Source organism: Micromonospora sp. NPDC048842 (assembly GCF_040649935.1).
Taxonomy (GTDB): Bacteria; Actinomycetota; Actinomycetes; order Mycobacteriales; family Micromonosporaceae; genus Micromonospora; species Micromonospora hortensis.
Genome location: NZ_JBEZGK010000014.1, coordinates 1 through 25,142 on the forward strand (window position 1 = coordinate 1; position 25,142 = coordinate 25,142).

The 25,142-nt window shown below is 71.6% G+C and carries 28 protein-coding genes and 1 tRNA gene; 24 read left to right on the forward strand and 5 right to left on the reverse strand.

Annotated features, from left to right (window positions below):
• Positions 1-199: 199 nt before the first annotated feature.
• From fdh to selB, 6 genes are all read left to right on the forward strand, one after another.
• A complete protein-coding gene (gene fdh, locus AB0C19_RS20245; protein WP_357187501.1) occupies positions 200-3,472 on the forward strand; it encodes a formate dehydrogenase in 3,273 nt (1,090 codons plus the stop codon).
• Positions 3,462-4,430 carry a 4Fe-4S dicluster domain-containing protein gene (locus AB0C19_RS20250; RefSeq protein ID WP_357187504.1) on the forward strand — a complete coding sequence of 323 codons (969 nt, stop codon included), beginning with the start codon at positions 3,462-3,464 and terminating at the stop codon, positions 4,428-4,430. The genes fdh and AB0C19_RS20250 overlap by 11 nt, the downstream gene beginning before the upstream one ends.
• Positions 4,427-5,653 carry an NrfD/PsrC family molybdoenzyme membrane anchor subunit gene (nrfD, locus tag AB0C19_RS20255; protein ID WP_357187507.1) on the forward strand — a complete coding sequence of 409 codons (1,227 nt, stop codon included), beginning with the start codon at positions 4,427-4,429 and terminating at the stop codon, positions 5,651-5,653. The genes AB0C19_RS20250 and nrfD overlap by 4 nt, the downstream gene beginning before the upstream one ends.
• 13 nt (positions 5,654-5,666) lie before the next feature.
• Positions 5,667-5,762: transfer RNA gene (locus tag AB0C19_RS20260), tRNA-Sec, on the forward strand.
• Positions 5,763-5,785: 23 nt separating this feature from the next.
• Positions 5,786-7,090 carry an L-seryl-tRNA(Sec) selenium transferase gene (gene selA / locus AB0C19_RS20265; RefSeq protein WP_357187510.1) on the forward strand — a complete coding sequence of 435 codons (1,305 nt, stop codon included), beginning with the start codon at positions 5,786-5,788 and terminating at the stop codon, positions 7,088-7,090.
• A gap of 2 nt (positions 7,091-7,092) precedes the next feature.
• A complete protein-coding gene (gene selB / locus AB0C19_RS20270; protein ID WP_357187513.1) occupies positions 7,093-8,877 on the forward strand; it encodes a selenocysteine-specific translation elongation factor in 1,785 nt (594 codons plus the stop codon).
• Positions 8,878-8,905: 28 nt separating this feature from the next.
• On the opposite strand, the gene AB0C19_RS20275 is transcribed toward selB, so the two are convergent.
• On the reverse strand, positions 8,906-9,946 hold the full coding sequence (locus AB0C19_RS20275; RefSeq protein ID WP_357187516.1) for an NAD(P)-dependent alcohol dehydrogenase: 1,041 nt from the start codon (positions 9,944-9,946) through the stop codon (positions 8,906-8,908).
• Between the two features lie 96 nt (positions 9,947-10,042).
• On the opposite strand from AB0C19_RS20275, the gene AB0C19_RS20280 reads away from it, so the two are divergent.
• From AB0C19_RS20280 to AB0C19_RS20300, 5 genes are all read left to right on the forward strand, one after another.
• The gene (locus tag AB0C19_RS20280) at positions 10,043-10,651 is read left to right on the forward strand and encodes a TetR family transcriptional regulator (RefSeq protein WP_357187518.1); all 609 of its coding nucleotides are present in this window, start codon (positions 10,043-10,045) and stop codon (positions 10,649-10,651) included.
• Positions 10,652-10,721: 70 nt separating this feature from the next.
• The gene (locus tag AB0C19_RS20285; RefSeq protein WP_357187521.1) at positions 10,722-11,462 is read left to right on the forward strand and encodes a hypothetical protein; all 741 of its coding nucleotides are present in this window, start codon (positions 10,722-10,724) and stop codon (positions 11,460-11,462) included.
• Positions 11,463-11,517: 55 nt separating this feature from the next.
• Entirely contained in the window at positions 11,518-11,715 is a 198-nt protein-coding gene (locus tag AB0C19_RS20290; protein WP_030327722.1) for a hypothetical protein, read from the forward strand.
• A 79-nt stretch (positions 11,716-11,794) separates the two neighbouring features.
• The gene (locus AB0C19_RS20295) at positions 11,795-13,072 is read left to right on the forward strand and encodes a hemolysin family protein (protein ID WP_357187524.1); all 1,278 of its coding nucleotides are present in this window, start codon (positions 11,795-11,797) and stop codon (positions 13,070-13,072) included.
• A gap of 73 nt (positions 13,073-13,145) precedes the next feature.
• Entirely contained in the window at positions 13,146-13,331 is a 186-nt protein-coding gene (locus AB0C19_RS20300; protein WP_036410487.1) for a hypothetical protein, read from the forward strand.
• Positions 13,332-13,336: 5 nt separating this feature from the next.
• Here the strand turns inward: AB0C19_RS20300 and AB0C19_RS20305 are convergent, their stop codons facing one another.
• Positions 13,337-13,987 (reverse strand): hypothetical protein, encoded by a 651-nt coding sequence (locus AB0C19_RS20305; RefSeq protein ID WP_357187527.1) that lies wholly within the window; start codon positions 13,985-13,987, stop codon positions 13,337-13,339.
• A gap of 133 nt (positions 13,988-14,120) precedes the next feature.
• Here AB0C19_RS20305 and AB0C19_RS20310 point away from each other — a divergent pair, with 133 nt between their 5' ends.
• Positions 14,121-14,324: a hypothetical protein gene (locus AB0C19_RS20310; RefSeq protein ID WP_357187530.1), complete on the forward strand. Its 204-nt coding sequence runs from the start codon at positions 14,121-14,123 to the stop codon at positions 14,322-14,324.
• Positions 14,325-14,332: 8 nt separating this feature from the next.
• On the opposite strand, the gene AB0C19_RS20315 is transcribed toward AB0C19_RS20310, so the two are convergent.
• From AB0C19_RS20315 to AB0C19_RS20325, 3 genes are all read right to left on the reverse strand, one after another.
• Positions 14,333-14,809 carry a hypothetical protein gene (locus AB0C19_RS20315; protein ID WP_145788350.1) on the reverse strand — a complete coding sequence of 159 codons (477 nt, stop codon included), beginning with the start codon at positions 14,807-14,809 and terminating at the stop codon, positions 14,333-14,335.
• A complete protein-coding gene (locus tag AB0C19_RS20320; protein WP_088948250.1) occupies positions 14,806-15,018 on the reverse strand; it encodes a phosphatidylethanolamine-binding protein in 213 nt (70 codons plus the stop codon). Before AB0C19_RS20320 ends, AB0C19_RS20315 begins: the two co-directional genes overlap by 4 nt.
• 100 nt (positions 15,019-15,118) lie before the next feature.
• A complete protein-coding gene (locus AB0C19_RS20325) occupies positions 15,119-16,000 on the reverse strand; it encodes a universal stress protein (RefSeq protein ID WP_357187534.1) in 882 nt (293 codons plus the stop codon).
• 112 nt (positions 16,001-16,112) lie between these two features.
• Here AB0C19_RS20325 and AB0C19_RS20330 point away from each other — a divergent pair, with 112 nt between their 5' ends.
• The 12 genes from AB0C19_RS20330 to AB0C19_RS20385 all read left to right on the forward strand — a co-directional run bounded on the left by AB0C19_RS20330 (position 16,113) and on the right by AB0C19_RS20385 (position 25,116).
• Positions 16,113-16,859, forward strand: a complete 747-nt coding sequence (locus tag AB0C19_RS20330) for an SAM-dependent methyltransferase (RefSeq protein ID WP_357187537.1) — start codon at positions 16,113-16,115, stop codon at positions 16,857-16,859.
• Positions 16,860-16,931: 72 nt separating this feature from the next.
• Positions 16,932-18,104, forward strand: coding sequence for a PP2C family protein-serine/threonine phosphatase (locus AB0C19_RS20335; protein WP_357187540.1), 1,173 nt, complete (start codon positions 16,932-16,934; stop codon positions 18,102-18,104).
• A gap of 56 nt (positions 18,105-18,160) precedes the next feature.
• Positions 18,161-18,622, forward strand: coding sequence for a MarR family transcriptional regulator (locus AB0C19_RS20340; protein WP_357187543.1), 462 nt, complete (start codon positions 18,161-18,163; stop codon positions 18,620-18,622).
• A gap of 294 nt (positions 18,623-18,916) precedes the next feature.
• Positions 18,917-19,549 carry a CDP-alcohol phosphatidyltransferase family protein gene (locus tag AB0C19_RS20345; protein WP_112673328.1) on the forward strand — a complete coding sequence of 211 codons (633 nt, stop codon included), beginning with the start codon at positions 18,917-18,919 and terminating at the stop codon, positions 19,547-19,549.
• Complete coding sequence (locus AB0C19_RS20350) at positions 19,546-20,490, forward strand: DUF881 domain-containing protein (protein ID WP_357187547.1); 945 nt, start codon at positions 19,546-19,548, stop codon at positions 20,488-20,490. The genes AB0C19_RS20345 and AB0C19_RS20350 overlap by 4 nt, the downstream gene beginning before the upstream one ends.
• Entirely contained in the window at positions 20,487-20,819 is a 333-nt protein-coding gene (locus tag AB0C19_RS20355) for a small basic family protein (protein WP_030327710.1), read from the forward strand. Before AB0C19_RS20350 ends, AB0C19_RS20355 begins: the two co-directional genes overlap by 4 nt.
• Positions 20,820-20,830: 11 nt before the next feature.
• Complete coding sequence (locus AB0C19_RS20360; RefSeq protein WP_357187550.1) at positions 20,831-21,850, forward strand: DUF881 domain-containing protein; 1,020 nt, start codon at positions 20,831-20,833, stop codon at positions 21,848-21,850.
• Positions 21,851-21,910: 60 nt separating this feature from the next.
• Positions 21,911-22,291, forward strand: coding sequence for a glycine cleavage system protein GcvH (gene gcvH, locus AB0C19_RS20365; RefSeq protein WP_091397961.1), 381 nt, complete (start codon positions 21,911-21,913; stop codon positions 22,289-22,291).
• 214 nt (positions 22,292-22,505) lie between these two features.
• Positions 22,506-22,958, forward strand: a complete 453-nt coding sequence (locus AB0C19_RS20370) for an FHA domain-containing protein (RefSeq protein WP_007071101.1) — start codon at positions 22,506-22,508, stop codon at positions 22,956-22,958.
• A gap of 50 nt (positions 22,959-23,008) precedes the next feature.
• Entirely contained in the window at positions 23,009-23,710 is a 702-nt protein-coding gene (locus AB0C19_RS20375) for a MerR family transcriptional regulator (RefSeq protein WP_203121165.1), read from the forward strand.
• Between the two features lie 185 nt (positions 23,711-23,895).
• Positions 23,896-24,360, forward strand: a complete 465-nt coding sequence (locus AB0C19_RS20380; protein WP_030327706.1) for a bifunctional nuclease family protein — start codon at positions 23,896-23,898, stop codon at positions 24,358-24,360.
• Positions 24,361-24,519: 159 nt separating this feature from the next.
• A complete protein-coding gene (locus AB0C19_RS20385; protein WP_145788361.1) occupies positions 24,520-25,116 on the forward strand; it encodes a MerR family transcriptional regulator in 597 nt (198 codons plus the stop codon).
• Positions 25,117-25,142: the final 26 nt, after the last annotated feature.

Here is a 25,142-nt window from a genome sequence, read left to right on the forward strand (position 1 = left end):
CACCTAATATCGCCCTCGCGGAATACCGTTCGGCTGGAGCCGCGTCGTGCCACTCGCCGAGAGGCGACCTGCACACCGACACCAGCGCCGCCCCCAGCTCCCAAGGCTGGGGGCGGCGCTGTCTGCATCCCCGGGTTCGCGAACCTGTCTCAGTTGACCTATCTTCAGAGGGTCGCTCGCGTGGGAGGGGGTGTCGGGGTTGGGTCTACGGACCTTTATCGAGGGTTGGCCGGTCTATCGCCAGCTCACCGGCACGGACCCGTTGGGCCGGGGTGCCGCGGCGAAGTCCGACGGGTCCCGCGCGCTCACCGCCCGTACCGATACCGCCGACAGCGTCGCCCGGTCGGTCTGCCCGTACTGCGCTGTGGGTTGTGGTCAGCGGGTGTTCGTGAAGGACGGGCAGGTCAGTCAGATCGAGGGTGATCCGGACAGTCCGATCTCGCGGGGTCGGCTCTGCCCGAAGGGTTCGGCGAGCAAGAGCCTGGTTACCAGTCCGCTGCGGCAGACAACGGTCCGCTACCGCCGGCCGTACTCGACGCAGTGGGAGGATCTGGAGCTCGACACCGCGCTCGACATGATCGCCGACCGGATCCTCGCCGCCCGCGAGCAGACCTGGGAGGACGTCGACACGCAGGGCCGGCCGCTCAACCGGACGCTGGGTATCTCCAGTCTGGGTGGGGCGACGCTGGACAACGAGGAGAACTACCTCATCAAGAAGTTGTTCACCGCGATGGGGGCGCTGCAGATCGAGAACCAGGCCCGCATTTGACACTCCGCCACCGTCCCCGGTCTGGGGGCCAGCTTCGGTCGTGGCGGTGCGACGGATTTCCAGCAGGACATCGCCAACGCTGACGTGATCGTCATCCAGGGTTCGAACATGGCTGAGGCGCACCCGGTGGGTTTCCAGTGGGTGATGGAGGCCAAACGCAAGGGTGCGAAGGTCTTCCACGTCGATCCACGGTTCACCAGGACGAGTGCGGTCGCTGACGAGTACCTGCCGATCCGGGCGGGCACCGACATCGCGCTGCTCGGTGGGGTGGTGCGCTACATCCTGGACAACGAGTTGGACTTCCGGGAGTACGTGCTCGCGTACACCAACGCGGCGACGATCGTCAGCGAGGAGTTCAGCGACACCGAGGACGGCGACGGCTTCTTCTCCGGCTTCGACCCGGCGACCGGCACCTACGTGCAGGACAGTTGGCAGTACGAGGGGCACGAGGACTCGTCGGGCAGTGGGCACACCGAGCAGGAGCGGGACAGCGCCGCGGGGCTGACGCACGAGTCGCACGGCGCGCCGGTGGGCGGGCAGACCCGGCGCGATGAGACGTTGCAGCATCCGCGCTGCGTCTATCAGATTCTCAAGCGACACTTCGCCCGTTACACCCCGGAGATGGTCGAGCGGGTCTGCGGCATTTCGCAGGCGCAGTTCCTGGAGTTGGCGCGGGCGTGGACGGCGAACTCCGGCCGGGACCGCACCGGCATGCTGATCTACTCAGTCGGCTGGACGCAGCACAGTGTGGGTGTGCAGTACATCCGCACCGGCGCGATCATCCAGCTGTTGCTGGGCAACATGGGCCGCCCGGGTGGCGGGGTGATGGCGCTTCGTGGCCACGCCAGCATCCAGGGCTCGACCGACATTCCGACGCTGTTCAATCTGCTGCCCGGTTATCTGCCGATGCCGCACCACGCCGAACACCCGAGCTTCGACGAGTGGGTGGACAGCATTCGCCATCCGGGGCAGAAGGGGTTCTGGGGTAACGCGCGGTCGTTCGCCGCCAGCCTGCTCAAGGCGTACTGGGGTGACGCGGCGACGCCGGAGAACGACTTCTGCTACGGCTACCTGCCCCGGCTGACCGGTGATCACGGCACGTACCAGCAGGTGCTCAACATGATCGACGGGAAGATCAAGGGGTACTTCCTGCTCGGGCAGAACCCTGCGGTCGGCTCCGCGCACGGTCGTGCGCAGCGGCTCGGGATGGCCAACCTCGACTGGTTGGTGGTCCGGGACCTCTTCATGATCGAGAGCGCGACGTTCTGGCAGAACGGCCCGGAGGTCGCCACCGGGGAGATCGTGCCGGAGGAGTGCCGCACGGAGGTGTTCTTCCTGCCCGCCGCCTCGCATGTGGAGAAGGAGGGCACGTTCACCCAGACGCAGCGGTTGTTGCAGTGGCGGGAAAAGGCCGTCGAGCCGCCGGGCGACGCCCGCTCCGAGCTGTGGTTCTTCTATCACCTGGGTCGCAAACTGCGGGAGAAGCTGGCTGACTCGCCGCTGCCGCGCGATCGCGCACTGCTCGATCTCACCTGGGACTACCCCACGCACGGTCCGCACGCGGAGCCGAGCGCCGAGGCGGTGCTGCGCGAGATCAACGGGTACGACGTGGCGACCGGCCGCCCGCTGTCCGGTTTCGCCGAGGCCCGCGCGGACGGCTCCACAGCGATCGGTTGTTGGATCTACAGCGGGGTGTACGCGGACGGGGTGAACCAGGCGGCCCGGCGTAAGTCCCGCCACGTTCAGGACTGGGTGGCCGCCGAGTGGGGTTGGGCGTGGCCGGCGAACCGGCGCATCCTCTACAACCGTGCCTCCGCCGACCCGGACGGCAACCCGTGGTCCGAGCGCAAGCGTTACGTGTGGTGGGATGCGGAGAAGGCCGAGTGGACCGGTTACGACGTGCCGGACTTCGAGAAGACCAAGCCACCGTCGTACCGGCCGCCGGCCGGCGCGTCCGGGCCGGAGGGCATCGCGGGCGACGACCCGTTCGTCATGCAGGGCGACGGCAAGGGCTGGCTGTACGCGCCCAGCGGTGTCCTGGACGGGCCGCTGCCGACGCACTACGAGCCGGTGGAGTCGCCGGTGCGCAACCCGCTCTACCGACAGCAGGCCAACCCGACCCGCAAGATGTACGCACACCCGGTGAACTCGGTGAACCCGAGCCCGCCGCAGGAGCACGGTCAGGTGTTCCCGTACGTGTTCACTGTCAGCCGGCTCACCGAGCACCACACCGCTGGTGCGATGAGCCGGACGGTGTCACCGCTGGCCGAGCTGCAACCGGAGATGTTCGTCGAGGTGTCCCCGGCCCTGGCCGGCGAGGTCGGGCTGACGCATCTGGGCTGGGCACACCTGGTCAGCGGCCGTGCGGTGATCGAGGCGAAGGTGCTGGTGACCGATCGGCTCACCCCGCTGCGAGTGGACGGTCGGATCATCCACCAGGTGTGGTTGCCGTACCACTTCGGTTTCGAGGGCCTTGTCACCGGTGACTCGGCCAACGATCTGTTCGGCATCAGCCTGGACCCGAACGTGCTGATCCAGGAGAGCAAGGTCGGCACCTGTGACGTGCGGCCGGGCCGCCGTCCCACCGGCCCGGCGTTGCTCGACCTGGTGGCCGACTACCAGCGGCGCGCCGGAATCGTTCCGGGCCAGCACGCCCCGGCCGTGACCATCGACGACGAGGGGAAGGAACACGGTGCTTCCTGACCCGAACAGCCTGTACGGTCCGCTGGACCCGGCACCCGAGGCAGGCTACGAGAACGCGCCGCCGCGGATGGGGTTCTTCACCGACACCAGCGTCTGCATCGGTTGCAAGGCCTGCGAGGTCGCCTGCAAGGAGTGGAACGGCGTCCCGGAGAGCGGCCTGGACCTGCTCGGCATGTCGTACGACAACACCGGCGCGTTGACAGCGAACTCGTGGCGACACGTCGCGTTCATCGAGCAGCCCCGCCCGGCCGGGCCTGGCGCCGCACCGGCGGACGTCCTCGGCGCGCCGGTCGACGCCGGCCCGGCCCGGCCGGTCGACGCCGGACCGCAGTTCCTCGGAATGCCGGGGGCCCAGCCTCCGGGCCGGGGCACTGGCGTCGAGGAGCGCACGGATTTCCGCTGGTTGATGATGTCGGACGTCTGCAAGCACTGCACGCATGCGGCGTGCCTGGACGTGTGTCCGACGGGTTCGTTGTTCCGCACCGAGTTCGGCACAGTGGTGGTGCAGGAGGACATCTGCAACGGGTGTGGGTACTGCATCTCGGCGTGTCCGTACGGGGTGATCGATCAGCGTAAGGACGACGGTCGGGCGTGGAAGTGCACGCTGTGCTACGACCGGCTCGGTGCGGGCATGACGCCGGCGTGCGCGCAGGCGTGCCCGACCGAGTCGATCCAGTACGGGCCCCTGGAGGAGCTGCGTGAACGCGCCGCCGTGCGGGTGGCGACGCTGCACGACCGCGGGGTCCCCGAGGCCCGCCTGTACGGGCACGACCCGAACGACGGCGTGGGCGGTGACGGGGCGTTCTTCCTGCTCCTGGACGAACCCGAGGTGTACGGGCTGCCACCCGACCCGGTCGTGACCACTCGTGACCTGCCGAAGATGTGGAAGCGCGCCGGCCTCGCCGCTCTCGCCATGGCGGCGGCTACCGTCGCCGCGTTCGTCGGAGGTTCCTCATGACCCCACCGGGCCCCGTGGGCGACCGGTTCCGTCGCTTCCGGGAGCGGCTCGCCGCCGAGGGCGGCGACCGACCACCGGTGGGCGACGACAGCCCCAGCACCACGAGCGGTGCGGCGGCCACGAGCGGTGGCGACCATCCGAACGACAGGGGCACCGCCGTCAGCAGCAGCCGGGGCGACCTGACGGCGCGGCGGAGCACCGAAGCCGGGGGCCGGCGGGGCCGGCGGCGCGGGGGCGGTGAGGAACTGCGGGTGCCGGAGGCCGAGTTCACGTCCTATTACGGTCGGCCCGTTCTGAAGGGGCCGGTCTGGAAGTGGGACATCGCCGCGTACCTGTTCACCGGCGGGCTGGCCGCGGGCTCGTCGCTGCTGGCCGCGGGCGGGCAGCTCACCGACCGGCCCGCGTTGCGGCGTGCCGGTCGGGTCACCGCGTTGGCCGCCGTCAGTGCCAGCGCCGTCTTCCTGGTGAAGGACCTGGGCCGGCCGGCGCGGTTCCACCACATGCTGCGGGTGGCCAAGCCGACCTCGCCGATGTCGATGGGTACCTGGATTCTCACCGCGTACGGGCCGGCGGCGGGCCTCGCCGCGATCGCCGAGGCGGCAGGTGTGCTGCCCCGGCACGGTCTGCTCGGGCTGGCCGGCCGGGCGTTGCCGCCGATCGGGCACGCCGCTGGGCTGCTCGCCGCCGGCACCGCGCCGGCGCTGGCCACGTACACCGGGGTGTTGCTGGCCGACACGGCGGTGCCGTCGTGGCACGAGGCGTACCCCGAGCTGCCGGTGATCTTCGCGGGCAGCGCGTTGGCCAGCGGCGCCGGCGTGGGTCTGCTCGCCGCGCCGCCGGCCCAGGCCGGGCCGGCCCGCCGGATGGCCGTGGCCGGCGCGGCCCTGGAGCTGTACGGCGCGCACCGGGTGGAGACCCGCCTCGGCCTGCTCAGCGAGCCCTACCGGTTGGGTCGGCCGGGTCGGTTGCTGCGCGCCGGGCGGTTGCTGACCGTCGGCGGGGTGGTGGGTGCTCTGCTGGGCCGGCGCAGCCGGGTGGTCGGGGCGCTCTCGGGGACAGCGCTGCTGGCCGCGTCGGTGCTGACCCGGTTCGGCATCTTCTACGGCGGCGTCGCCTCGGCCCGCGACCCCCGGTACACGGTGGTGCCGCAGCGCGAACGGGCGGAAGCGCGGCGAACCGGCATGGATCTTCCAGCTGATCGGGCGGTCCCGCCCGCGGTGTGATCGAATGTCCGGTGGAGGCGTTCAGGCGGCTGGTGCCCCTCCCGGTCTTCAAAACCGGAGTGGTCCGGGACCCGGGCCAGGCGGGTTCGATTCCCGTCCGTCTCCGCCACACCGCTTGCAGGAGATGACGTGATGGGCGACGGCCCGGTGGACCCGCGACGTCGGGTGCCCCGTACGGACACGCTGCTCGCCGACCCGGTGCTGGCCGCCGCCACAGTGACCCTCGGCCGGGAGCAGGTCAAGGCGATCGTCTCCCACGCGCAGGGTCGCGCCCGCCGCGGTGAGCTCAACCCCGACGAGGTACGCGACGCGGCGGTCGCCGCGTTGCCCACGCCCGGCCCCCGGGTGGTGCTCAACGCCACCGGTGTCGTGCTGCACACCAACCTGGGCCGGGCGCCGTTGTCGTCCGCCGCTGTCGCCGCGGTGATGGCTGCCGCCGGGCACACCGACGTCGAGTTGGACCTGGCCACCGGCCGGCGTGCCCGTCGCGGCAGGGGCGCGCTCGACGCGCTGGCCGCCGCCGTGCCCGACGCGGGCGCCGTGCACGTGGTCAACAACGGCGCGGCCGCGTTGGTGCTGGCCGCCACCGCGTTGGCCGCCGGCCGGGAGATCGTGGTCAGCCGCGGCGAACTGGTCGAGATCGGCGACGGTTTCCGCCTGCCCGACCTGCTGGAGAGCACCGGCGCGCGGCTGCGCGAGGTGGGCACCACCAACCGCACCACCCTCGCCGACTACGCCGCCGCGCTCGGCCCGCAGACCGGCTTCGTGCTCAAGGTGCACCCGTCGAACTTCCGGGTCACCGGCTTCACCTCAGCCGTCGGGGTACGGCAACTGGCCACACTCGGGGTGCCGGTGGTCGCGGACATCGGCTCCGGGCTGCTCGCCGCCGACCCGCTGTTGCCCGACGAACCGGACGCGGCCAGCACCCTGCGCGCCGGCGCCGCGCTGGTCACCGCCAGCGGCGACAAACTGCTCGGCGGGCCGCAGGCGGGGCTGCTGCTGGGTGACGTCGAGGTGATCGAGCGGTTGCGTCGCCACCCACTGGCGCGGGCGCTGCGGGTGGACAAGCTCACCCTGGCCGCGCTGGCCGCCACAGTGCACCAACCGGACACGCCGACCCGGGCGGCACTGCACGCCGACCCGGGTGCCCTGCGGGAACGGGTCGAGCGGCTGCGGGACCGGCTCGGCGCGGACGGGCGCAAGGCGGAGGTGGTGCCGGCCGTCGCGGTGGTCGGCGGGGGCGGCGCCCCCGGGGTGGAGTTGGACTCGTGGGCGTTGAGCCTGCCCGAGCGGTACGCGGCGCCGCTGCGCACCGGGGACCCGCCGGTCCTCGGTCGGGTGGTGCGCGGCCGGCTCCTGCTCGACCTGCGCTGTGTGCCCGTCGACGCGGACGAGGCCGTCCGCGAGGCCGTGCTGCACGTGCCCGGGGAGGACTGAGCGTGTTCGTCGTCGCGACCGCCGGGCACGTCGACCACGGCAAGTCGACACTGGTCCGGGCGTTGACCGGGATGGAACCCGACCGGTGGGCCGAGGAACGCCGCCGAGGGATGACCATCGACCTGGGTTTCGCCTGGACGACGCTGCCGTCCGGCGGCACCGTCGCCTTCGTCGACGTACCTGGGCACGAGCGGTTCGTGCCGAACATGCTCGCCGGGGTCGGCCCGGTCCCGGCGGCGCTGATAGTGGTGGCCGCCGACGAGGGCTGGATGCCGCAGTCCGCCGAGCACCTGGCCGCGCTCGACGCGCTCGGCGTCGCGTACGGACTGCTCGCGGTGACCCGCGCGGACCTTGCCGATCCGGGGCCGGCGACGGCCCGCGCCCGCGCGGAGATCGCCGCGACCAGCCTCGGCGCGGTGCCGGCGGTGGCGGTCAGTGGCCTGACCGGCGCCGGCCTGCCGCAGCTGCGGGCGGCCCTGGACCAGCTCGCCGCCCAACTGCCCGCGCCGGTGGTGGACGACCCGGCCCGGCTGTGGGTGGACCGTAGCTTCACAGTGCGGGGCAGCGGCACCGTCGTCACCGGCACCCTCGGCGCCGGCCGGCTGCGGGTGGGTGACGAACTGGAGCTGGCCGGCGCCGACGAACCCGTCCGGGTCCGTGGCCTGCACTCGCTGGGCGAGGCCCGACCGGAGGCGGCGGCGGTCGCCCGGGTGGCGGTCAACCTGCGCGGTACGCCCCGCGACCGGCTCGGCCGGGGCGACGCGTTGCTCACCCCGGGCCGGTTTCACCACACCGACGTGGTCGACGTCCGGCTCGCCGGCGACCCGGCCGCCGACCTGCCGGCCACCCTCACCCTGCACGTCGGGTCGGCGGCGGTGCCGGTACGGGTGCGCCCGCTCGGCCCGGACACCGTCCGGCTGCGGTTGGCCCGCCCACTGCCGTTGCTGGTGGGTGACCGGGCGCTGCTGCGGGACCCGGGCCGCCACCACGTCAGCGGCGGGGTGCGGGTGCTGGACGTGGCACCTCCACCGCTGGGCCGACGGGGTGCGGCCGCCGCCCGCGCCCAGGTCCTCGCCGAGTTGGACGGTCGACCCGACCTGGCGGGGGAGCTGCGCCGTCGCCGGTTGATCCAGTCGGGCGCGTTGATCCGGATGGGTGTGCCGACGCACGCCGAGCCGGTGCAGGACGGGCCGGCATACGCCGAGCCGGTGGCCGGCGACTGGCTGGCCGACCCCGCACACTGGCGGCGGCTCGGTGAGCAACTGACCGAGGAGGTCGCCCGGCACGCGCGGGAACACCCGTTGGAGGCCGGGATGCCGGTGGACGCGCTGCGTCAGCGCCTCGCCCTGCCCGACCGGGTGCTGGTCGAGGCGCTGGTCCGGCCGCCGCTGCGGATCCACGCCGGTCGGGTCGGGGCGGCGAGCGCCAACGCGCTGCCCGAACCGGTGGCCCTGGCCGTGCAACGGGTCCGCGCCGAGTACGGCGACCGGCCGTTCCGCGCCCCCGAGGCGGACCGCCTGGTCGACCTCGGCCTGGGCCCCCGCGAGATCGGCGCCGCGGTGCGGGCCGGCGCCCTGCTGCGGCTGGCCGACAACGTGGTGCTGCTGCCCGACGTGCTCGACGACGCGGTCCGCGTGTTGGCCGGGTTGCCGCAGCCGTTCACCCTGTCCGCAGCCCGGCAGGCGTTGGACACCACCCGCCGGGTGGCGGTGCCCCTGCTGGAGTTGCTGGACCGGCGGGGCGCGACCCGCCGGCTGCCCGACGACGCCCGGATCGTCGTCACCTGAGCGGGCGCCACGACCGGGTCAACCGCTGTCAGTCCAGGTCGGACATGTCGAGCACGAAGCGGTAGCGGACGTCGTTTCGCCGGAGGCGGTCGAGTGCCGTCTCCACCTGCGCCGACGGGAGCACCTCGACGTCGGCGGCGATGCCGTGGTCGGCGCAGAACTCGAGCATCTCGGCTGTCGAGCGGCGGCCTCCGCTGCCGGCGGAACTGAGCTTCTTGCGGCCGACAAGCAGGTCCATCGCCTCGACGGTGACCGGGCCCAGGTATCCGAGCAGGCTGAGGGTGCCGTCCATCGCCACCACCTTCAGGTACGGGGCGAGGTCGTGCGAAGCGGAGATGGTGTCGATGACGACGTCGAAGGTGTCGCGTGTCGCTGCCATCTGGCGGGTGTCGGTGGAGTCCAGGAAATTGTGTGCGCCGAGCCGGAGGGCGTCGTCGCGCTTCTCCTGGGTGCGGCTGATGACGGTCGTGGTGGCGCCGAGTGCGACGGCCAGCTTGACCGCGAGGTGACCCAGGCCGCCGAGCCCGGCCACGGCGACGCGACTGCCGGGGCCCACACCGAGGGCGCGCAGCGGTTCCCAGACGGTGACGCCGGCGCACATCAGCGGGGCGGCCGCGGCCGGGTCGAGGCCGGCGGGCAGCGGGTAGGCGAAGGCGTCGCGGACGACGTAGTCGCGGGAGAAGCCGCCAAGTGTGGTCGAGCCGTCCTGCCGGTCGGTGCCGCCGTAGGTGAGCGTCGGGAAGGAGTGGCAGAAGTTCTCCTGTCCGGCCGCGCACATCGGGCACACGCCGCAGGAGTCGACGATGTTGCCCACCGCGACGCGATCGCCGACGGTGAAGGCGGTCACCTCGGGGCCTGTCTCGGTCACCACGCCGGTGAACTCGTGACCGGGTACCAGAGGCGCGTCCACGCGCTGGCCGTGGTCGTTGAGGGCGTGCAGGTCGCTGTGGCACACGCCGCAGTGATCGATCCGCACCGCGAGGTCATCGGGGCGCAGGTCGCGCCGCTCCAGCGACGTACGGCGCAGCGTCGTGGGGCCGGTCGCCTGCCACCCGGTGGTCGTCCGCATCGGTGAACTCCTTAAACAAACTGTTCGGTCTGTTTCACCGTAGACACGATCGCGACGTACGGCAAACCAACCGTTCTGTTTGCTAGAGTGCGGGCCATGCCGGAGCAGCCACCGACCTCGCGAGGCGCCGCGACCTACCAGCGCATCCTGGACGCCGCCACCGAGGAGTTCGCCCAGCACGGCATTGCCGGGGCGCGGGTGGAACGCATCGTGACGGCGGCGCGCACCAACAAGGCACAGCTCTACGCCTACTTCGGCGACAAGGAACGGCTCTTCGACGCGATCTTCCTCAGCTCACTGGAGCGCATCACGAACGTCGTGCCGATCGACGCTGACGATCTTGCCGACTGGGCCGTTCGCCTCTACGACGAATACCTGCGCCGCCCCGATCTCATCCGCCTCGCGACCTGGACACGACTGGAGCGCCGGCCCGCCGGGCACCTCGTCGAGACCCACCAGCACTACGACGATCGCAAGCTGACGGCCATCGCTGAGGCGCAGGCCGCCGGGCGGGTGCGCGCGGGCGACCCGTTCGACCTCATGGCTCTGGTCATCGCCATGTCCATGGCCTGGTCGCCGGTCAGCAACGTCTACGCGGCCAGCAGCCTGGAAGCCGACGACGTTCATGATCAACGCCGCGCCCTGCTGCGCGACTGCGTCCGGCGAGCCACTGTGCCGTCGGACAAGGATCAACCGGACCGTTGACCACCGCACGGCCGTCAGTCGCGTCCGATCCGGGGCTGACAACAGTGCGCCGAGGTGCGACGGTGAGCTGATGGTCGAGGCGATCCCCACCCGGTCACGGGCCTCCCGCCGCCGGTGGCGTGCGGTCGTACCGGTGGTGCTGCGCTGGGCGCTGCCGGTGCTGTGGGTGCTGTGGGCGTCCCTCGCGTGGTGGGTCGAGCCGCGCGAGTCCACCGAGGCGCAGCTCGACCGGGATCTCGCCGCTGGCCAGGTGGTGGCCTTCCAGCGGTCGTCCGGCTGGGCCGACGACGGCGCGTACTGGGGGAGCCGTTCTCGGTCGCAGCATGCGACGAACGGGGGGATGCTCGTCTGGACCGTGCCCAACGGCCAGATCCGGTACGCCTTCGTCGACCCGCCCGCCTCGGCTTCGTACCCGGGCGAGCCGGACCTGTCGGCGAACGCCGGGCTGGACGCGAGGCTCGCTGCCGTGGCCGACCCGTGGCAGTCCGGCGGCGACCTCGCGCACCGGATCGCGGGCATCGCCGGTCTGCTCGCCGGCGTGCTGACCGTGCTGTGGCTGGGCCGGTTGATCGGTGGCGCGCCGCCGCTGGCGGGCACCCGGTGGTTCTGGTTCTGGGTCGGGCTCCTGCCGTTCGGGGTGGGTGTGCTCGCCTGGACGTACCGGGAGCTGTGGAGACCACCGCCGGTGCCGGTGCCCGGCCGGGGCTCGGGGTGGCGTGGCGTCGGCTGGCTGATCCTCGCCGCCGTCGGCATCAGCCTCCTGGTGTCCGTCGCCCGCATCGTGTTCGGGACGGGCGTGGTGCCGGGCTGAGCCGGTGCCCGGCCAACCGGCCCCGAGGTCGACGCCGGTCACCTACGGTGACGCCATGGACCCTTCGGCGGTCTGGCGGGACCGGCAGCACCGGTGGCGGATCGAGGCGTACCGCGCGCCGGACCTGCGCTTCGCCATCTACGCCACCAACGGCCCCACCGAGTCGGTGCCGCTGTGGCTGTTCGGGATGTCGGCGCTGGCCCGGTGGCTGATGACCCACGCCATCTCGCTGGACGACCTGGAGGTCGACTGAGCGGGGGCGCGGTCGCAAACCGGCCCGCGCCGCGCCGCGCTGCGGTTGAGTGACCTCAGGCGGCGGACGGGGGTACGCGATGGGCGGTCAGCTCGGGCAGTTGGCGTTGGTGGCCGTGCTGGTGCTTGTCAACGCCGCGCTCTCCGGCAGCGAGATGGCGCTGGTGACCCTGCGGGAGGGGCAGTTGCGGCGGCTGGGCCGGCGCAGCCGGGCCGGCGACCGGTTGGTGCGGCTGTCCCGCGACCCGAACCGCTATCTGGCCACCATTCAGCTCGGCATCACCCTGGCGGGGTTCCTGGCCTCGGCGGCGGCCGCGGTGTCGTTGGCCTCTCCGCTGGTCGGGCCGTTGGGTTTCCTCGGCGGCGCGGCGCGTCCCGCCGCGGTGCTGCTGGTGACAGTGCTGCTGACGTTCGTCACGCTGGTGTTCGGGGAGTTGGCCCCGAAGCGGCTGGCCATGCAACGGGCCGAGCGTTGGGCGCTGCTGAGCGCCGGCCCGCTGGATCTGCTGGCCCGGGTGTCCCGGCCTGCGGTGTGGCTGCTCAGCCGGGCCACCGACGTGGTCGTGCGGCTCGCCGGCGGTGACCCGCGGGCCAACCGGGAGGAGATGACCGAGGAGGAGCTGCGGGAGATGCTGGCCAGCCAGCGCGGCCTGTCGGCCCAGCAGCGGGAGATCCTGACCGGCGCGTTCGACATCGCCGGCCGGACGCTGCGGGAGATCCTGGTGGCCCGGCGGGAGGTGACGACACTGCCGGCCGCTCTGGCCGCCGACGAGGGGGTCCGGCGGCTCGCCGCCGCCGGGCGGTCCCGCGCTCCCGTCACCGGCCCCGGCGGCCTGGACGAGGTGCTCGGGGTGGTGCACATCCGCGACCTGGTGCGGGCCGGCACCGCTCCGGTGGGTGAGCGGGTCCGGGCGCCGCTGCTGCTGCCGGTGACCCTGCCGGTCGCCGACGCGATGCGTCAGCTGCGCCAGGAGCATCAGCAACTGGCCCTGGTGGTTGACGAGCACGGGGGCATCGACGGCATGGTCACCATGGAGGATCTGCTGGCCGAGGTGGTCGGCGAGTTGTACGACGAGACCGACCGGGACGTGCGCGGGGTCGTCCGGGAACCGGACGGATCGCTGCTGGTGCCCGGTGACTTCCCGCTGCACGACCTGCCCGACCTGGGGGTGCGGCTGAGCTTTCCGTTGTCCCGGGACTACACGACTGTCGCTGGTCTGGTGCTGGCCCGACTGCGGCACCTGCCGGACTCCCCGGGTGAGACGGTGCGGCTGCCTGGGCTGACCCTGCAGGTGGTGGAGGTCGCCGACCGGGCGGTGCGCCGGGTACGCCTCTGCGGGTTCGTCACCGAGCGTTAAGCGTTCACCCAAAAAGCTGACAAAAGGTCTAAATCGACAAGGTGGGGAACGCGGTTTGCCTACGGTGCCAGACGTGAAGGACCGAGGGTTGCGTACGTTCGTCACGGTGCTGGCCGGCCTCGCGGTGATCTACTTCGGCAGCGCCGGCCGCAGCCCCGAGGAGGGCCGTGGCATCTCCGGCGGGGTGGTGGTGCTGGCGTTGCTCGCCGCGCTGCTGGTGTGGCACCTGACCCGCCCGGGGGACAAGACGGTCAAGTGAGCGCCTCAGCGGGCAGCGACGCGGGTGACCTCACCGGCGGACTCCTCACCCAGCGCCACCCGTACCAGCGCCGACGCGAGCCGGCCGAAGTCCGGTTCGTCGACGAGACCGGCGAGCCGGTCCGGGGACCCCGGCAGGCCCAGCCGCTTCGCCCCGGCCAGGGCCCGACGGTCGGCGTACGGGCGCACGTCCGACCAGACCGTCTGCGCCTCGCGCAGGTAGATGTCCGCGCCGGTGGGGCCGATGCCGGGGAACTCGGTGAGTCGCCGCCGCAGCCCGGCCGGGTCGCCCTGGGCCTCCCGGTGCAGGCGTCGCAGGTCACCGTGCCAACGGTCCAGGCACAGCCGGGCGCCGGTGCCGAGCATGGTGGCGGTCCGCTCGTCGTAGCGGCGGTAGTGGCCCCGGCCCAGCGCGTCCACGCGCTCCTGCCAACTGGCCGCCTCCATGGCCTGTGGGGTGCGGTAGCCGGCGGCGAACAGCTCTCGCGCGGCGTCCACCGCGATGCACGCGCGGATCCGGGTGCTCAGCAGCGTGGTCAGCACCAGCAGCTGATACAACGGCCCGGGCCGGTCGGAGAGCCGGATGCCGGCCTCCTCCGCGTACGTGCGGCCACGCCGGTCGAGCAGCACCCGCACCACACTTCGGTCATTGCCCACACTGTCGGGTTACCCAATTGGGGACCCGCTAGCCGTCGCACCGCTGACCATCGCCGGAATGCCATCGGGGCGGGCGGGTATGCCGACGGCGGAGGCGGTCGATGCCGCCTGCCGTACCGGAGGGAGACACCCCGTGACGAACCCGCAGCAGCAGGAGTTGCGCCGTAACGCGCTGGGCGCGACCAGCCAGGACAACAAGGGCCCCGCCCCGGGCGGGCATCCGGCCAACCGTGGCACGTCGCGCGGCGACGAGGGTCGACCGGTGCCCAAGGGGCAGGTGTCGCCGTACGGCCCGGCCGGTGAGCCGGTGGCCGAGGACGACAGCGACACCCGCTGACCGATGAGCTAGCGACCGCGGGCTGGCGGCCGACGCAACCTGTTCCAGGTGGCGGCGGCCGCCAGTCCGTACGCGAGGTGCGGGATGATGTCGGAGATCCAGTCGGAGCGCCGCCACGTACGCGGGTCACTGATCCCGAGCACTGTGATCGACCCGTCGGTCATGGTCATCACGCCCGCGCCGAGCAGACCGGTGGCCACCGGCAACGGCTGACGTCGACCACCGGCGTAGAGCGCGAACCCGACGCCCGCGGCGACGCCCAGCCCGTAACCGATCAGCGGCCCGAGGCCCGAGCGGCGGTTCGCCGCCCGGCCGTCGGACCCCAGGCTGACGTGCGCGATCCCGGCCAACCGGTCGACGGTCTCCTGCGGGACGTCGCTCTCCGGCCGTCCCCTCAGCGCCATGTCGAGGTAGCTGACCACGTTCAGCGCGGTGCTGCCGACGGCGCCAGCGATCGCGCCGTCGGCCACGTCGACAGTCCTCACTTCGGGTCGCCCGGTTCGCGCTCGCTCTTCGGGCCGTACGTCCGCTCACCGCGCACCACGCCCCGTTGACCGCGATCCTCCTGGAGGATCCGGTTCGCGACCTGGTTGGCCTTGCCGTCGGGTACTCGGCGCCCGGAGTCGTCGATCGCGTTGCGCAACCGCGCGCGCTGCTTGTCGTACGCGTTACTGCCCGGCCGTGGTCCTGGCATCTGTGCCTCCTTCGTCGGTCTGGGCACCTGGTGCTGCCCACCGTCCGCTGGGCGTACCGCGGCCGTCTACCCGTCTGGTGGCGGACCAACCACCGGCGCGCTATTGGGGAGCGCGGACCACGACCACCGGGCACTGCGCGTGGTGCAGCATCGACTGGCTCACCGACCCCAGCAGCAACCCGGTCACCTCGCCGCGTCCGCGCCCACCGACGACCGCCAGTTGGGCGGAGCGGGACGCCTCGGCGAGCACGGTGCCAGGTCGGCCATGCACCACCTGGCAGGTCAACCGCAGACCCCTGTGGTCCTCGGTGAGCCCGGTCAGCCACCCGGCGAGCATCTGCTCCTGCTCGCCGCGCAGCTTCACCTCGTCGTACACCAGGGGTTGCATGTCGCCCGGGCCGCTGCTGCCGGGGTGTCGGTAGGCGTGCACCGCCACCAGTGGCACGCCGAGCGACACGGCGGTCTCGGCAGCGAAGTCCGCCGCCCGCCGGGAGGCGTCCGAGCCGTCCACCGCGACCAGGACCGGCTCGTCGGGTCGTTGCGTGCCGCGCGCGACCAGCACCGGGCAGTCGGCGTACGCGGCGACCTGCACCGCGACCGAGCCGACAAGCAGCGCGGAGAACCCACCCAGCCCGCGATCGCCGAGCACGATGAGCGCGGCGGTGGGGGACTCGCCCACCAGCACCGCGGCGGCCTCTCCGTCGATGATCTCGCCGGAGATCGACAACCCGGGCACTGTCGCCTCGGCCTCGCGCACCGCGGCCTCGACGAGTTCCTCGGCCCGGTGGCGCAGCCCTCCGCCGGGCGGCGCCTCCGGGGCGGGGGAGACCGGTACGTGTAGTAGCGGCCAGATGAAACCGTGCACGACCCGCAGCGGTCGGTGCCGGCGTGCCGCCTCGGCGGCGGCGAGACGCACGGCGCGCAGCGCCGACTCCGAGCCGTCGACGCCGACCACCACCGCCGCGTTGTTCGCCGAGTTCACCGCCCACCTCCGCTCGCGGCCAGTATCGCGGGCCCGGACGCCCTCGCGCCGCGATACCGCTGAGCGCGTCCCGGTCGGTACGCTGACGACGACCGGGGAGGGAGCGCCGCCGATGGGTGAACCAGACCAGCCGAGCACCGCTCGCATGATCGACTTTTGGCTCGGCGGGCAGCATCACTTCCCCGTGGACGTGGCCGCCGCGAGCGCGTTCGAGCAGGCGTACGGGCCGTGCGCGCCGGTGTTCCGGGAGCTGCGGGCGTTCCTGGGCCGGGCGGTGCGAGCCATGGCCGCCCAGGGCGTGGACGGGTTCCTGGTGTTCGGCGCCGGGGTGCCCACGATGGGCAACGTGCACGAGGTCGCCACCGACGCGACAGTGCTCTACACCGATGTCGACCCGGTCACCATCCGACTGGGACAGAGCATCCTCGCCGGCAGCGACCGGGCCGGCTACGGCTTCGGCGACGCGACCGACATCGGCACCATCGACCCGGCGCAGCTGCACCGTTTCGTGCCGGGCTGGGGTCGGCGGCCGGTCGGGGTGGTCTTCCTGGGGTTGGCCGCGTTCCTCGACGACGCCACACTGACCCGCACCCTCGACGAGCTGTACGCCGCCGCGGCGCCGGGCAGCCTGCTCGCCGTGGACTTCGACACCGAGGAGTTGGCCGGCCACCCGCAGGCGCTGGCGATGATGGGCCCGCAGTTCCGGATGCGTCCACCGGCGGCGTTCGCGCCCCTGCTGGGTCGGTGGGCGCCGACGGCGGACGGGATCGTCCCGGTCGCCGAGTGGCGGCCGGACGGCCCGCCGGCGCGGGTGCCCGACGCGTTCCACGGTGTGCTCGCGACCCGCGCGGCGGACTGACCGCGCCGATCATCCGTCCGAGGGCGTCCGTATGATGCTTGCCCTATAGCAAGCTTCTGGGGAGGACGACGAATGGTAGACGCGCCGGACGTGGTGTCGCGCGCGTTGCGCGAGGCTCCGCCTGACCAGTTGGCGGAGGCGGCGGACCGGGCGATCCGGTCCGCGATGGGCGCGCTGCGCACCGACGTCTTCGTCGCCGACTACCGGATCAGCGGCCTCTGGCCGGTGCTGGACCCGGACCTGCCGGCGGGCGGCTTCCTGGCCTGCCACACCATGGCACAGCGCTGCTTCAGCAGCCAGCAACCGGTACGCGACGGTGAAGGTCCCTGCCGGCTGTACCTGCCGCTGACGGTGTGGGGGGAGCGGCTGGGTGTGCTGCTGATCGAGCTGCCGACCGTACCGAACGCGACGGTCACCGGTCGGGCGACGGACATCGCCGGCGCTCTGGCGGTGGCGATGCGCGCGGCGGACCGGGAGACCGACCGTTACCGGCGGGCCCGCCGACGGGAGCGCCTGACGATGGCCGCCGAGATGCAGTGGGACCTGCTGCCCGGTCGTGGTGTGTCCCACCACGCGTTCGAGCTGGCCGGCCAGCTCGAACCGGCGTACACCGTCGGCGGCGACCATTTCGACTGGTCGTTGGACGGCGAACGTCTCACGGTGACGGTACTCAACGGCGAGGGCAGTGGGTTGGCGGCGTCCCTGTTGACCGCCGTCACCGTCAACGCGATGCGCAACGCGCGTCGCTCCGGTGGCGGCCTGGTGGAGCAGGCAGAGCTGGCCTCGGACACGGTCTTCTACCAACACCGGGGCGCCCGGTACGTGGCCACCCTGCTGCTGGAGGTGGACACTCGCCTCGGCCGGGTGCGGGCGGTCGACGCGGGCTCTCCCCATCTGTTGCGGATGCGCGGGTCCACTGTCGAGCCGATGAAGCTGGATCAGCAGCTGCCGCTGGGCATGTTCGCCGAGACCCGCTACGAGCTTCAGGAGGTGCAACTCGCCCCGGGTGACCGGCTCTTCGTGGTCAGTGACGGGGTGTGGGCCGCCGAACCGCCGGGTCAGGAGCCGTACGGGCAGCGGACGATGGCTCGGTCCATGCGCGCCACGCGGCTGCAGCCGCCGGCCGAGGCGGTTGGTACGGTGATGCGCGAACTGCACGCCTATCACGCGGATTCCGATCTGCGCGACGACGCCGTCGTGGTCTGTCTGGACTGGCACGGTCCGCGCGAACGGGGCACGGGGTGAGGTTCGCCGCCGCGTTGCCGGGCGGGCACCAGCGCGACGACGGCAGGGGACATCAGGTGGAGCGACCTGCGGATCTCGCCGCGGCGATCGACGCGGCCGCCGGGACGTTGATCGCCGTGCTGGAGTCGGCCGCGGCGCGGCATCAGGTGCCGCCCACCCAGCTGAGAGTGCTCACGCTGATCTGCGGTCGTCCGGAGACCAACGTCAACGGGTTGGCGGAGCTGCTGGACGTGGTGCCCTCGTCGGCGAGCCGCCTGTGTGACCGGTTGGAGGCGACCGGGCTGTTGCGTCGGGTGGCCGATCCGCGTGACCGGCGTGAGGTGCGGTTGGTGCCGACCGCCGCGGCGTTGACGCTGTTGGGGGAGTTGGCCGAGCGGCGGCAGCGCGCGGTGCAGGCGGTGTTGGACCGGATGCCGGCGCGGATGCAGCACGAGCTGTTGTTGGCGCTGGCCGGGTTCGCTCGGGCGGCGACGTCGGCGCCCGAGCAGCAGACCGATCCCGCCGTCCAGACGGCCTGAGCGCTGTCCCCTCTTCCACTAGTATCCTAGGACGCTCTACGCGTGGTGATCCACGCCACAGTGCGGCACAGCCGCGCCGACAGCCCGAAGCGGCGCCCGGCCAGCGAGAGGAAGCCCGATATAGTGGCAGCGCACCTACCCGGCCCGCGATCATCGAGATCGCGGGCCGCATCAGGGGAGGGGGCCCCGCCCGGGGCCGCAGGGGAGAGCCGGCGCTGGTCGGCCCGACAGCGCGTACGACCCTCAGCCGCGCCCGGCGCTGGCCGGGGGCCCGCGTGCCGTGGAGGAGGATCGGTGTCGCGTCGGCAGGCTCGGGCAGAGCAACCGCGGGACACCGGTGACGAGACTCCCGGCAACCAGGTGCTCACCCTGCCCAACCTGATCAGCTTCGGGCGGCTGCTGGGCGTGCCGCTCTTCCTCTATTTGTTCCTGGTGGCGCGGGCCGACGTGGCGGCGGTCGTGGTGCTGGCCATCGGCGGCACCACCGACTGGGTCGACGGCTGGATCGCCCGCCGCCTGCATCAGGTCAGCCGCCTGGGCGAGCTGCTCGACCCGCTCGCCGACCGGCTCTACATCCTCGCCACCCTGGTCGCCTTCACCGCTCGGGAGGTGGTGCCGTGGCAGTTCACCGCGGCGCTGCTGGCCCGTGAGGTGCTCCTGCTGGCCTCGTTGGCGGTGCTGCGTCGCTACGGGTACGGGCCGCCGCCGGTGCACTACGTGGGCAAGACCGCCACGTTCCTGCTGCTCGCGGCGTTCCCGGTGCTGCTGTTGGCCAGCGCGGCGACCGACGTGGCGACGGCGGCGAGTGCCATCGGTTGGGCGTTGGCCTGGTGGGGACTGGTGCTGTACTGGGTGGCCGGCGGGATGTACGTCGTGCAGGCGGCCCGGCTGGTGCGCGCGGCGCGCGGTCCGGGAGCGGCGGCGTGAGCGCGCCGCGGCTGGGGAAACCCGGCCAGGACCGGGTGTACGCGCCGGACTTCCTCACCGAGCTGTTCCGCAACCCGCTGGATCCGGGGTACGCGGACGCGGCTGCCGCCCGTCGGCGCTCGGTGGAGTCGGCTCCGGCGCGCGGGTGGCGGGCCTTGCCGGCACGGTCGGTGAGCCTGGTCGTGGTGGTGATGCTCGGTTTCCTGTTCGCTGTCGCGTACCGGCAGACGATGGCGGACGAGCCGGGGCGCAGCCAGGCCCGTTCGGGTCTGGTGTCGCAGATCAAGGAGCGGGAGAGCCAGACCGATCGGTTGTCCACGCGGGCGGACCAGTTGCGCGAGGAGGTCAGTCGGCAGCGGGACGCGGCGTTGAGCGGGTCGGCTGCGGCCCGGTTGCGCAACCTGGAGGCGAGCACCGGGCTGGGTCGGGTGCGCGGTGATGGTGTGGTGGTGCGGTTGGCGGATGCGCCGGACAAGGCGGATGCGGTCACCGGTGCCGGCGCTGGGCCGCCGCGGGTGCTCTACAGCGACCTTCAGGGTGTGGCGAACGCATTGTGGAGTGCTGGCGCGGAGGCGATCGCCATCAACGGGCAGCGGTTGACGTCGACGTCGACGATCCGGTCGGCGGGTGAGGCGATGCTGGTGGATTTCCGGCCGGTGACCGGGCCGTACGAGGTGTCGGCGATCGGGCCCGGTTCGATGCGGCGCAAGTTCGAGGACAGCCGGAACGCGGCGCTGATGCGGAAGGTCGCGCAGGGGACGGGGTTGTCGTTCGGTGTGCGGGAGGCGGATGACCTCACCCTGCCGGCGGCGCCGGAGCCGCAGCTACGCTACGCCAAGCCGTCGGTCAGTCCGAGCCCTTCCGCGTCGGGTGTCCGTTCCGGCAGTCCCGGGTCGTCCGGTCCGGCGACGACTGTTAGCCCCTCCGGAGGTGGCCGATGATCGCGGTGTTGGCGTTGCTCGCCGGTGTGGTGCTGGGTGTGTGGCTTGATCCCACGGTGCCGGCGGCGTTGCAGCCGTACCTGCCGATCGCTGTGGTGGCCGCGTTGGACGCGGTGTTCGGTGGGGTGCGGGCGCGGTTGGATCGCATCTTCGACGACAAGCAGTTCGTGGTGTCGTTCATTTCGAACGTGCTGGTGGCTGGTCTGATCGTGTATCTGGGTGACCAGTTGGGGGTGGGTGGGCAGTTGTCCACCGGTGTGGTCGTTGTGTTGGGTGTGCGTATCTTCGGCAACGTGGCGGCGATCCGTCGGCACCTTTTCCGGGCGTAGGTTGGGTTGCGATGAGTGACGAGCAGACCGACACGGGGACCGGGTGGCCGCAGCCGGCGGGTCCGGTGCGGCCGGGTGGGCCGGCGGGTGAGCCGGATCCGCGGCCGGATGCGCCGGATCCGGATGAGTTGAGTCCGTTGGCGCCGCAGGGGCCGGCGCAGCCGTCGGATGACGAGCCTGCGGCCGACCCTGTGGTGGAGCCGGGTGTGGAGCCGGTCGACGATGGTGCGACGGTGGACCTGAGCGCGGTGTCGCGGTCGGGGGAGCGGCCGGTCGCGGGTTCTGACGGGTTGGCGGAGCCGGTGCAGGAGTCGGCGGCGCCGGTGGTGGCTGGTCGGTCCCGGTGGAGTGCGGCCGGGGTGATGATCGCCGCGCTGTTGGCGTTGCTGGGGTTCACGTTGGTCGTGCAGTTGAAGACGACGTCGACGGATCCGACGCTGGGGGCGACCCGGCAGGAGGACCTGGTCCGGATCCTGTCGGATCTGGATGCGCGGGAGAACCGCCTGCAGCAGGACATCCGGGCTCTGGAGGACAGTCAGCGGCAGTTGCGTTCGGGTGAGCAGGGTCGTCAGGCGGCGTTGGACGAGGCGACGCGGCGGGCGGACGAGTTGGGCATCCTGGCGGGGACGTTGCCGGCGGTGGGTCCCGGGTTGACTGTGCAGTTCGAGGCGGGTGTGGAGGCGATCTCGGCGAACCGGGTGTTGGACGCGGTGCAGGAGCTGCGTGGTGCGGGCGCCGAGGCGATGCAGATTTCCGGTGGGGATCGGGCGACGGTGCGGATCATCGCGTCGACGTACTTCCTCGATGACAACGGGTCGTTGATGGTGGAGGGGCGTCGGTTGTCGGGGCCGTACACGATCACGGTGATCGGTGATCCGGCGACGATGCGTACGGCGTTGAACATTCCTGGTGGGGTGGTGGCGTCGGTCCGGGGTGCCGGCGGTAACGTGACGTTTGGGGAGCGTGAGGTTGCCGAGGTTTCGGCGCTGCACGTGCCGATCAAGTTGGAACACGCCCGTCCGGTCTCCTGACCGGCGCGGCCGCGCCGGACCCGGGTGGTCCGGGGCACCGATGGATGAAGGACGCGTCTGGTGATACCCGAGGATCTGCGATACACCGCCGAGCATGAGTGGGTGGCGGGTGACGGCACGGCTTCGGTCCGGGTCGGCATCACCCACTTCGCGCAGGACGCGCTCGGCGACATCGTGTACGTGCAGTTGCCCGAGGCGGGTGCGGTGGTCGCGGCCGGTGACTCGTTGGGCGAGATCGAGTCGACCAAGAGCGTGTCGGAGATCTACGCGCCGGTGGCCGGTACGGTGGCGGCGCGCAACGACGCGTTGGCTGACACGCCTGAGCTGATCAACACTGATCCGTACGGTGAGGGTTGGTTGGTGGAGATCACGCCGAATGATCCGACTGCGACTGATGGGTTGCTGACGGCGGCCGCGTATCAGAAGATCACCGAAGGCTGAGTGTGCTTGATCCGGTGCGTGGGATGTCTGCGCGCGTCCGGTTGCCCTGCATTTCGGCGCTGGCTAGGCTCGCCCAGTCGACCGAGAACCCAATAGTTGAGCGTTGCGGAATTGCCTTCCCGGGCACGGGGAGCCAGCCGCCGGGTGTTCAAGTGCCCGGCGGCCAGACCCGCCATTACCCGACGCCGACCGAACAGATCCGTGAGGTGGTCCCATGACGCGGCCAGACGACGAGTTCCCCCCACTCGACGTCACTTCGACGCTCAATCTCGGTTCGCTCGACGAAGTGCTGGAGGGGCCGGATACCGATGTGGTGCCGAGCCGGATGTCCGGTTCGTTGCCGCCGGGTATGGCGCTGCTGGTGGTTCGTCGAGGCCCGAATGCGGGTGCCCGGTTCTTGTTGGACCACGATGTGACGACCAGTGGCCGGCACCCGGACAGTGACATCTTCCTGGATGACGTGACGGTGTCGCGTCGGCACGCGGAGTTCCACCGTGATGGTGGGACGTTCACGGTGCGGGACGTGGGCAGCCTGAATGGCACGTACGTCAATCGTGAGCGGGTTGAGGCGGCCACGTTGAGCAATGGTGACGAGGTCCAGATCGGTAAGTTCCGGGTGGTGTTCATCGCCGGTCCGCGCCCGGAGGAGGAGGCCGGCCGGGGGTGAACGAGCCTGCGGCCTCCATGTCACCCGGGGCGGCTCGGTCTGAGCCGCTGATGAGCATCGGTGAGGTGCTTGGGCAGTTGCGGGTGGATTTTCCGGATACCACGATTTCGAAGCTGCGGTTTCTTGAGGCCGAGGGTTTGGTCGAGCCGCAGCGGACGGCGGCGGGTTACCGGAAGTACAGCTGGGACGATGTGGCGCGGTTGCGGTTCGTGTTGACCGCGCAGCGGGACAAGTACCTGCCGTTGCGGGTGATCCGGGAGCAGTTGGCCCAGTGGGATTCGTCCGGTGAGCAGCCGGGGCGGTCGCGGCCGGCGTTGGTGGCGGTCGGTCCCGATGGTGCGGTGCCGGGTCGTGAGTTGGCGGAGCCGGCCGAGTCGTCGCAGGTGCGGCTCGGCCGGGCGGATCTGGTGGCGCGCAGTGGGGTCGACGAGTCGACGTTGGTGGAGTTGGAGCGGCTCGGTGTGCTGGTGTCGGATCCGCCGGGGTGGTATGACGCGGATGCTCTGATCATCGCGTCGGCGGTGGCGGGGTTGGCGGCGTACGGGTTGGAGCCGCGGCACCTGCGGGGTTATCGGACGGCGGCGGACCGGGAGGTTGGTTTGTTCGCGCAGTTGGTGGCCCCGTTGGCGCGGCAGAGTGATCCGGCGGCGCGGGCGCGGGCGGCGGAGACGGCGCGGGAGTTGGTGGCGTTGTCGGAGCAGTTGCACGCGGCGTTGGTGCGGGTGGGGCTGCGGTCGACGTTGGGTCGGTGAGGGTGCCCGGTGGGTGGCGGCTGAGCGGAAAGATCTCTTCCGGGAAGCGTGCCGTAGGCTTGCCGGGGTAACCCCTTTTCGGCGCGGGCGTGGTGCTGTAGCGCATGGGACGGCCGTGTTGCGGTCCGTGTACCGTGCAGGGAAGGGCGCGGTGCGGCGTAGGTGACAACGACACGGAGGCGGCGGTGCGCGAGCTGAGCGTGGTCGGAGTTCGGGTGGAGCTGCCCAGCAACCAGCCGATCGTCCTGCTCAGGGAGGTCGAGGGGGACCGCTATCTGCCGATCTGGATCGGCGCGGTCGAGGCGACGGCTATCGCTTATGAGCAGCAGGGGGTCAAGCCGGCCCGGCCGTTGACGCATGATCTTCTGCGGGATGTGTTGGCGGCGTTGAAGGCGCCCTTGCAGGCGGTGGAGATCACCGAGCTGAAGGAGAACGTCTTCTACGCGGATCTGTTGATCGGCGATGGGGTGCGGGTGTCGGCGCGTCCGAGCGATTCGATCGCGTTGGCGTTGCGGGTTGGTGCGCCGATTCGTTGTGCGGAGCAGGTCCTCAGCGAGGCGGGGATCGTTATCCCTGATGAGCAGGAGGACGAGGTGGAGAAGTTCCGCGAGTTCCTGGAGCAGGTGCGTCCGGAGGATTTCGCGGGCTGAGGTGTGCCCGGGCTCGGTTGGTGATCTTTCTCGGTGGCTGCGCGGCGTGTCGCGTCGGTTCCTCCGTGGTAACCCCTGACGGTGGCGATAGGGTTTCCATGTCGAGGGGTGCGCGTCCCGGAAACGATGCGTCGCCACACTGACGGGGAGGTTGTCCGGATGCACGAGCCGCGGGATTCCGATCCGGGTGCAGAGTTCGACGAGTCGGGTGCCTCGTCGCCAGGTGTGGCGGCTGAGGGTGACGGTTCGGTTGGCTACCGGGGTGTGACGGCCTGCCACGCGGTGGGCATCAGTTACCGGCAGTTGGATTACTGGGCGCGGACGACGCTGGTGGTGCCGAGCGTTCGTGACGCCTCAGGTTCGGGGACGCAGCGGTTGTATTCGTTCCGGGACCTGGTGGTGTTGAAGGTCGTGAAGCGGTTGTTGGATGCGGGGGTGTCCCTGCAGAACATCCGTAAGGCGATCGAGGCGTTGCGGTCGCGTGGTGTGGAGGATCTGGCGGGGATCACGCTGATCTCTGATGGGACGACGGTGTACGAGTGCCGGTCTCCGGAGGAGGTGGTCGACCTGTTGCAGGGTGGCCAGGGGGTCTTCGGCATCGCGATCGGTGGGGCTTTCAAGGAGATCCAGGGGTCGTTGTCGCATCTGCCGGCGGAGCCGGCGACGAGCGGCCCGGTGGAGCCGGCGGTGGCGTCGGGTCCGGATCCGGTGGGTGACGAGTTGGCGGCGCGGCGGGCGCGGCGGCGCGCCGGCTGACCGTTCCGTCTTTCGGTTTTTTTCCG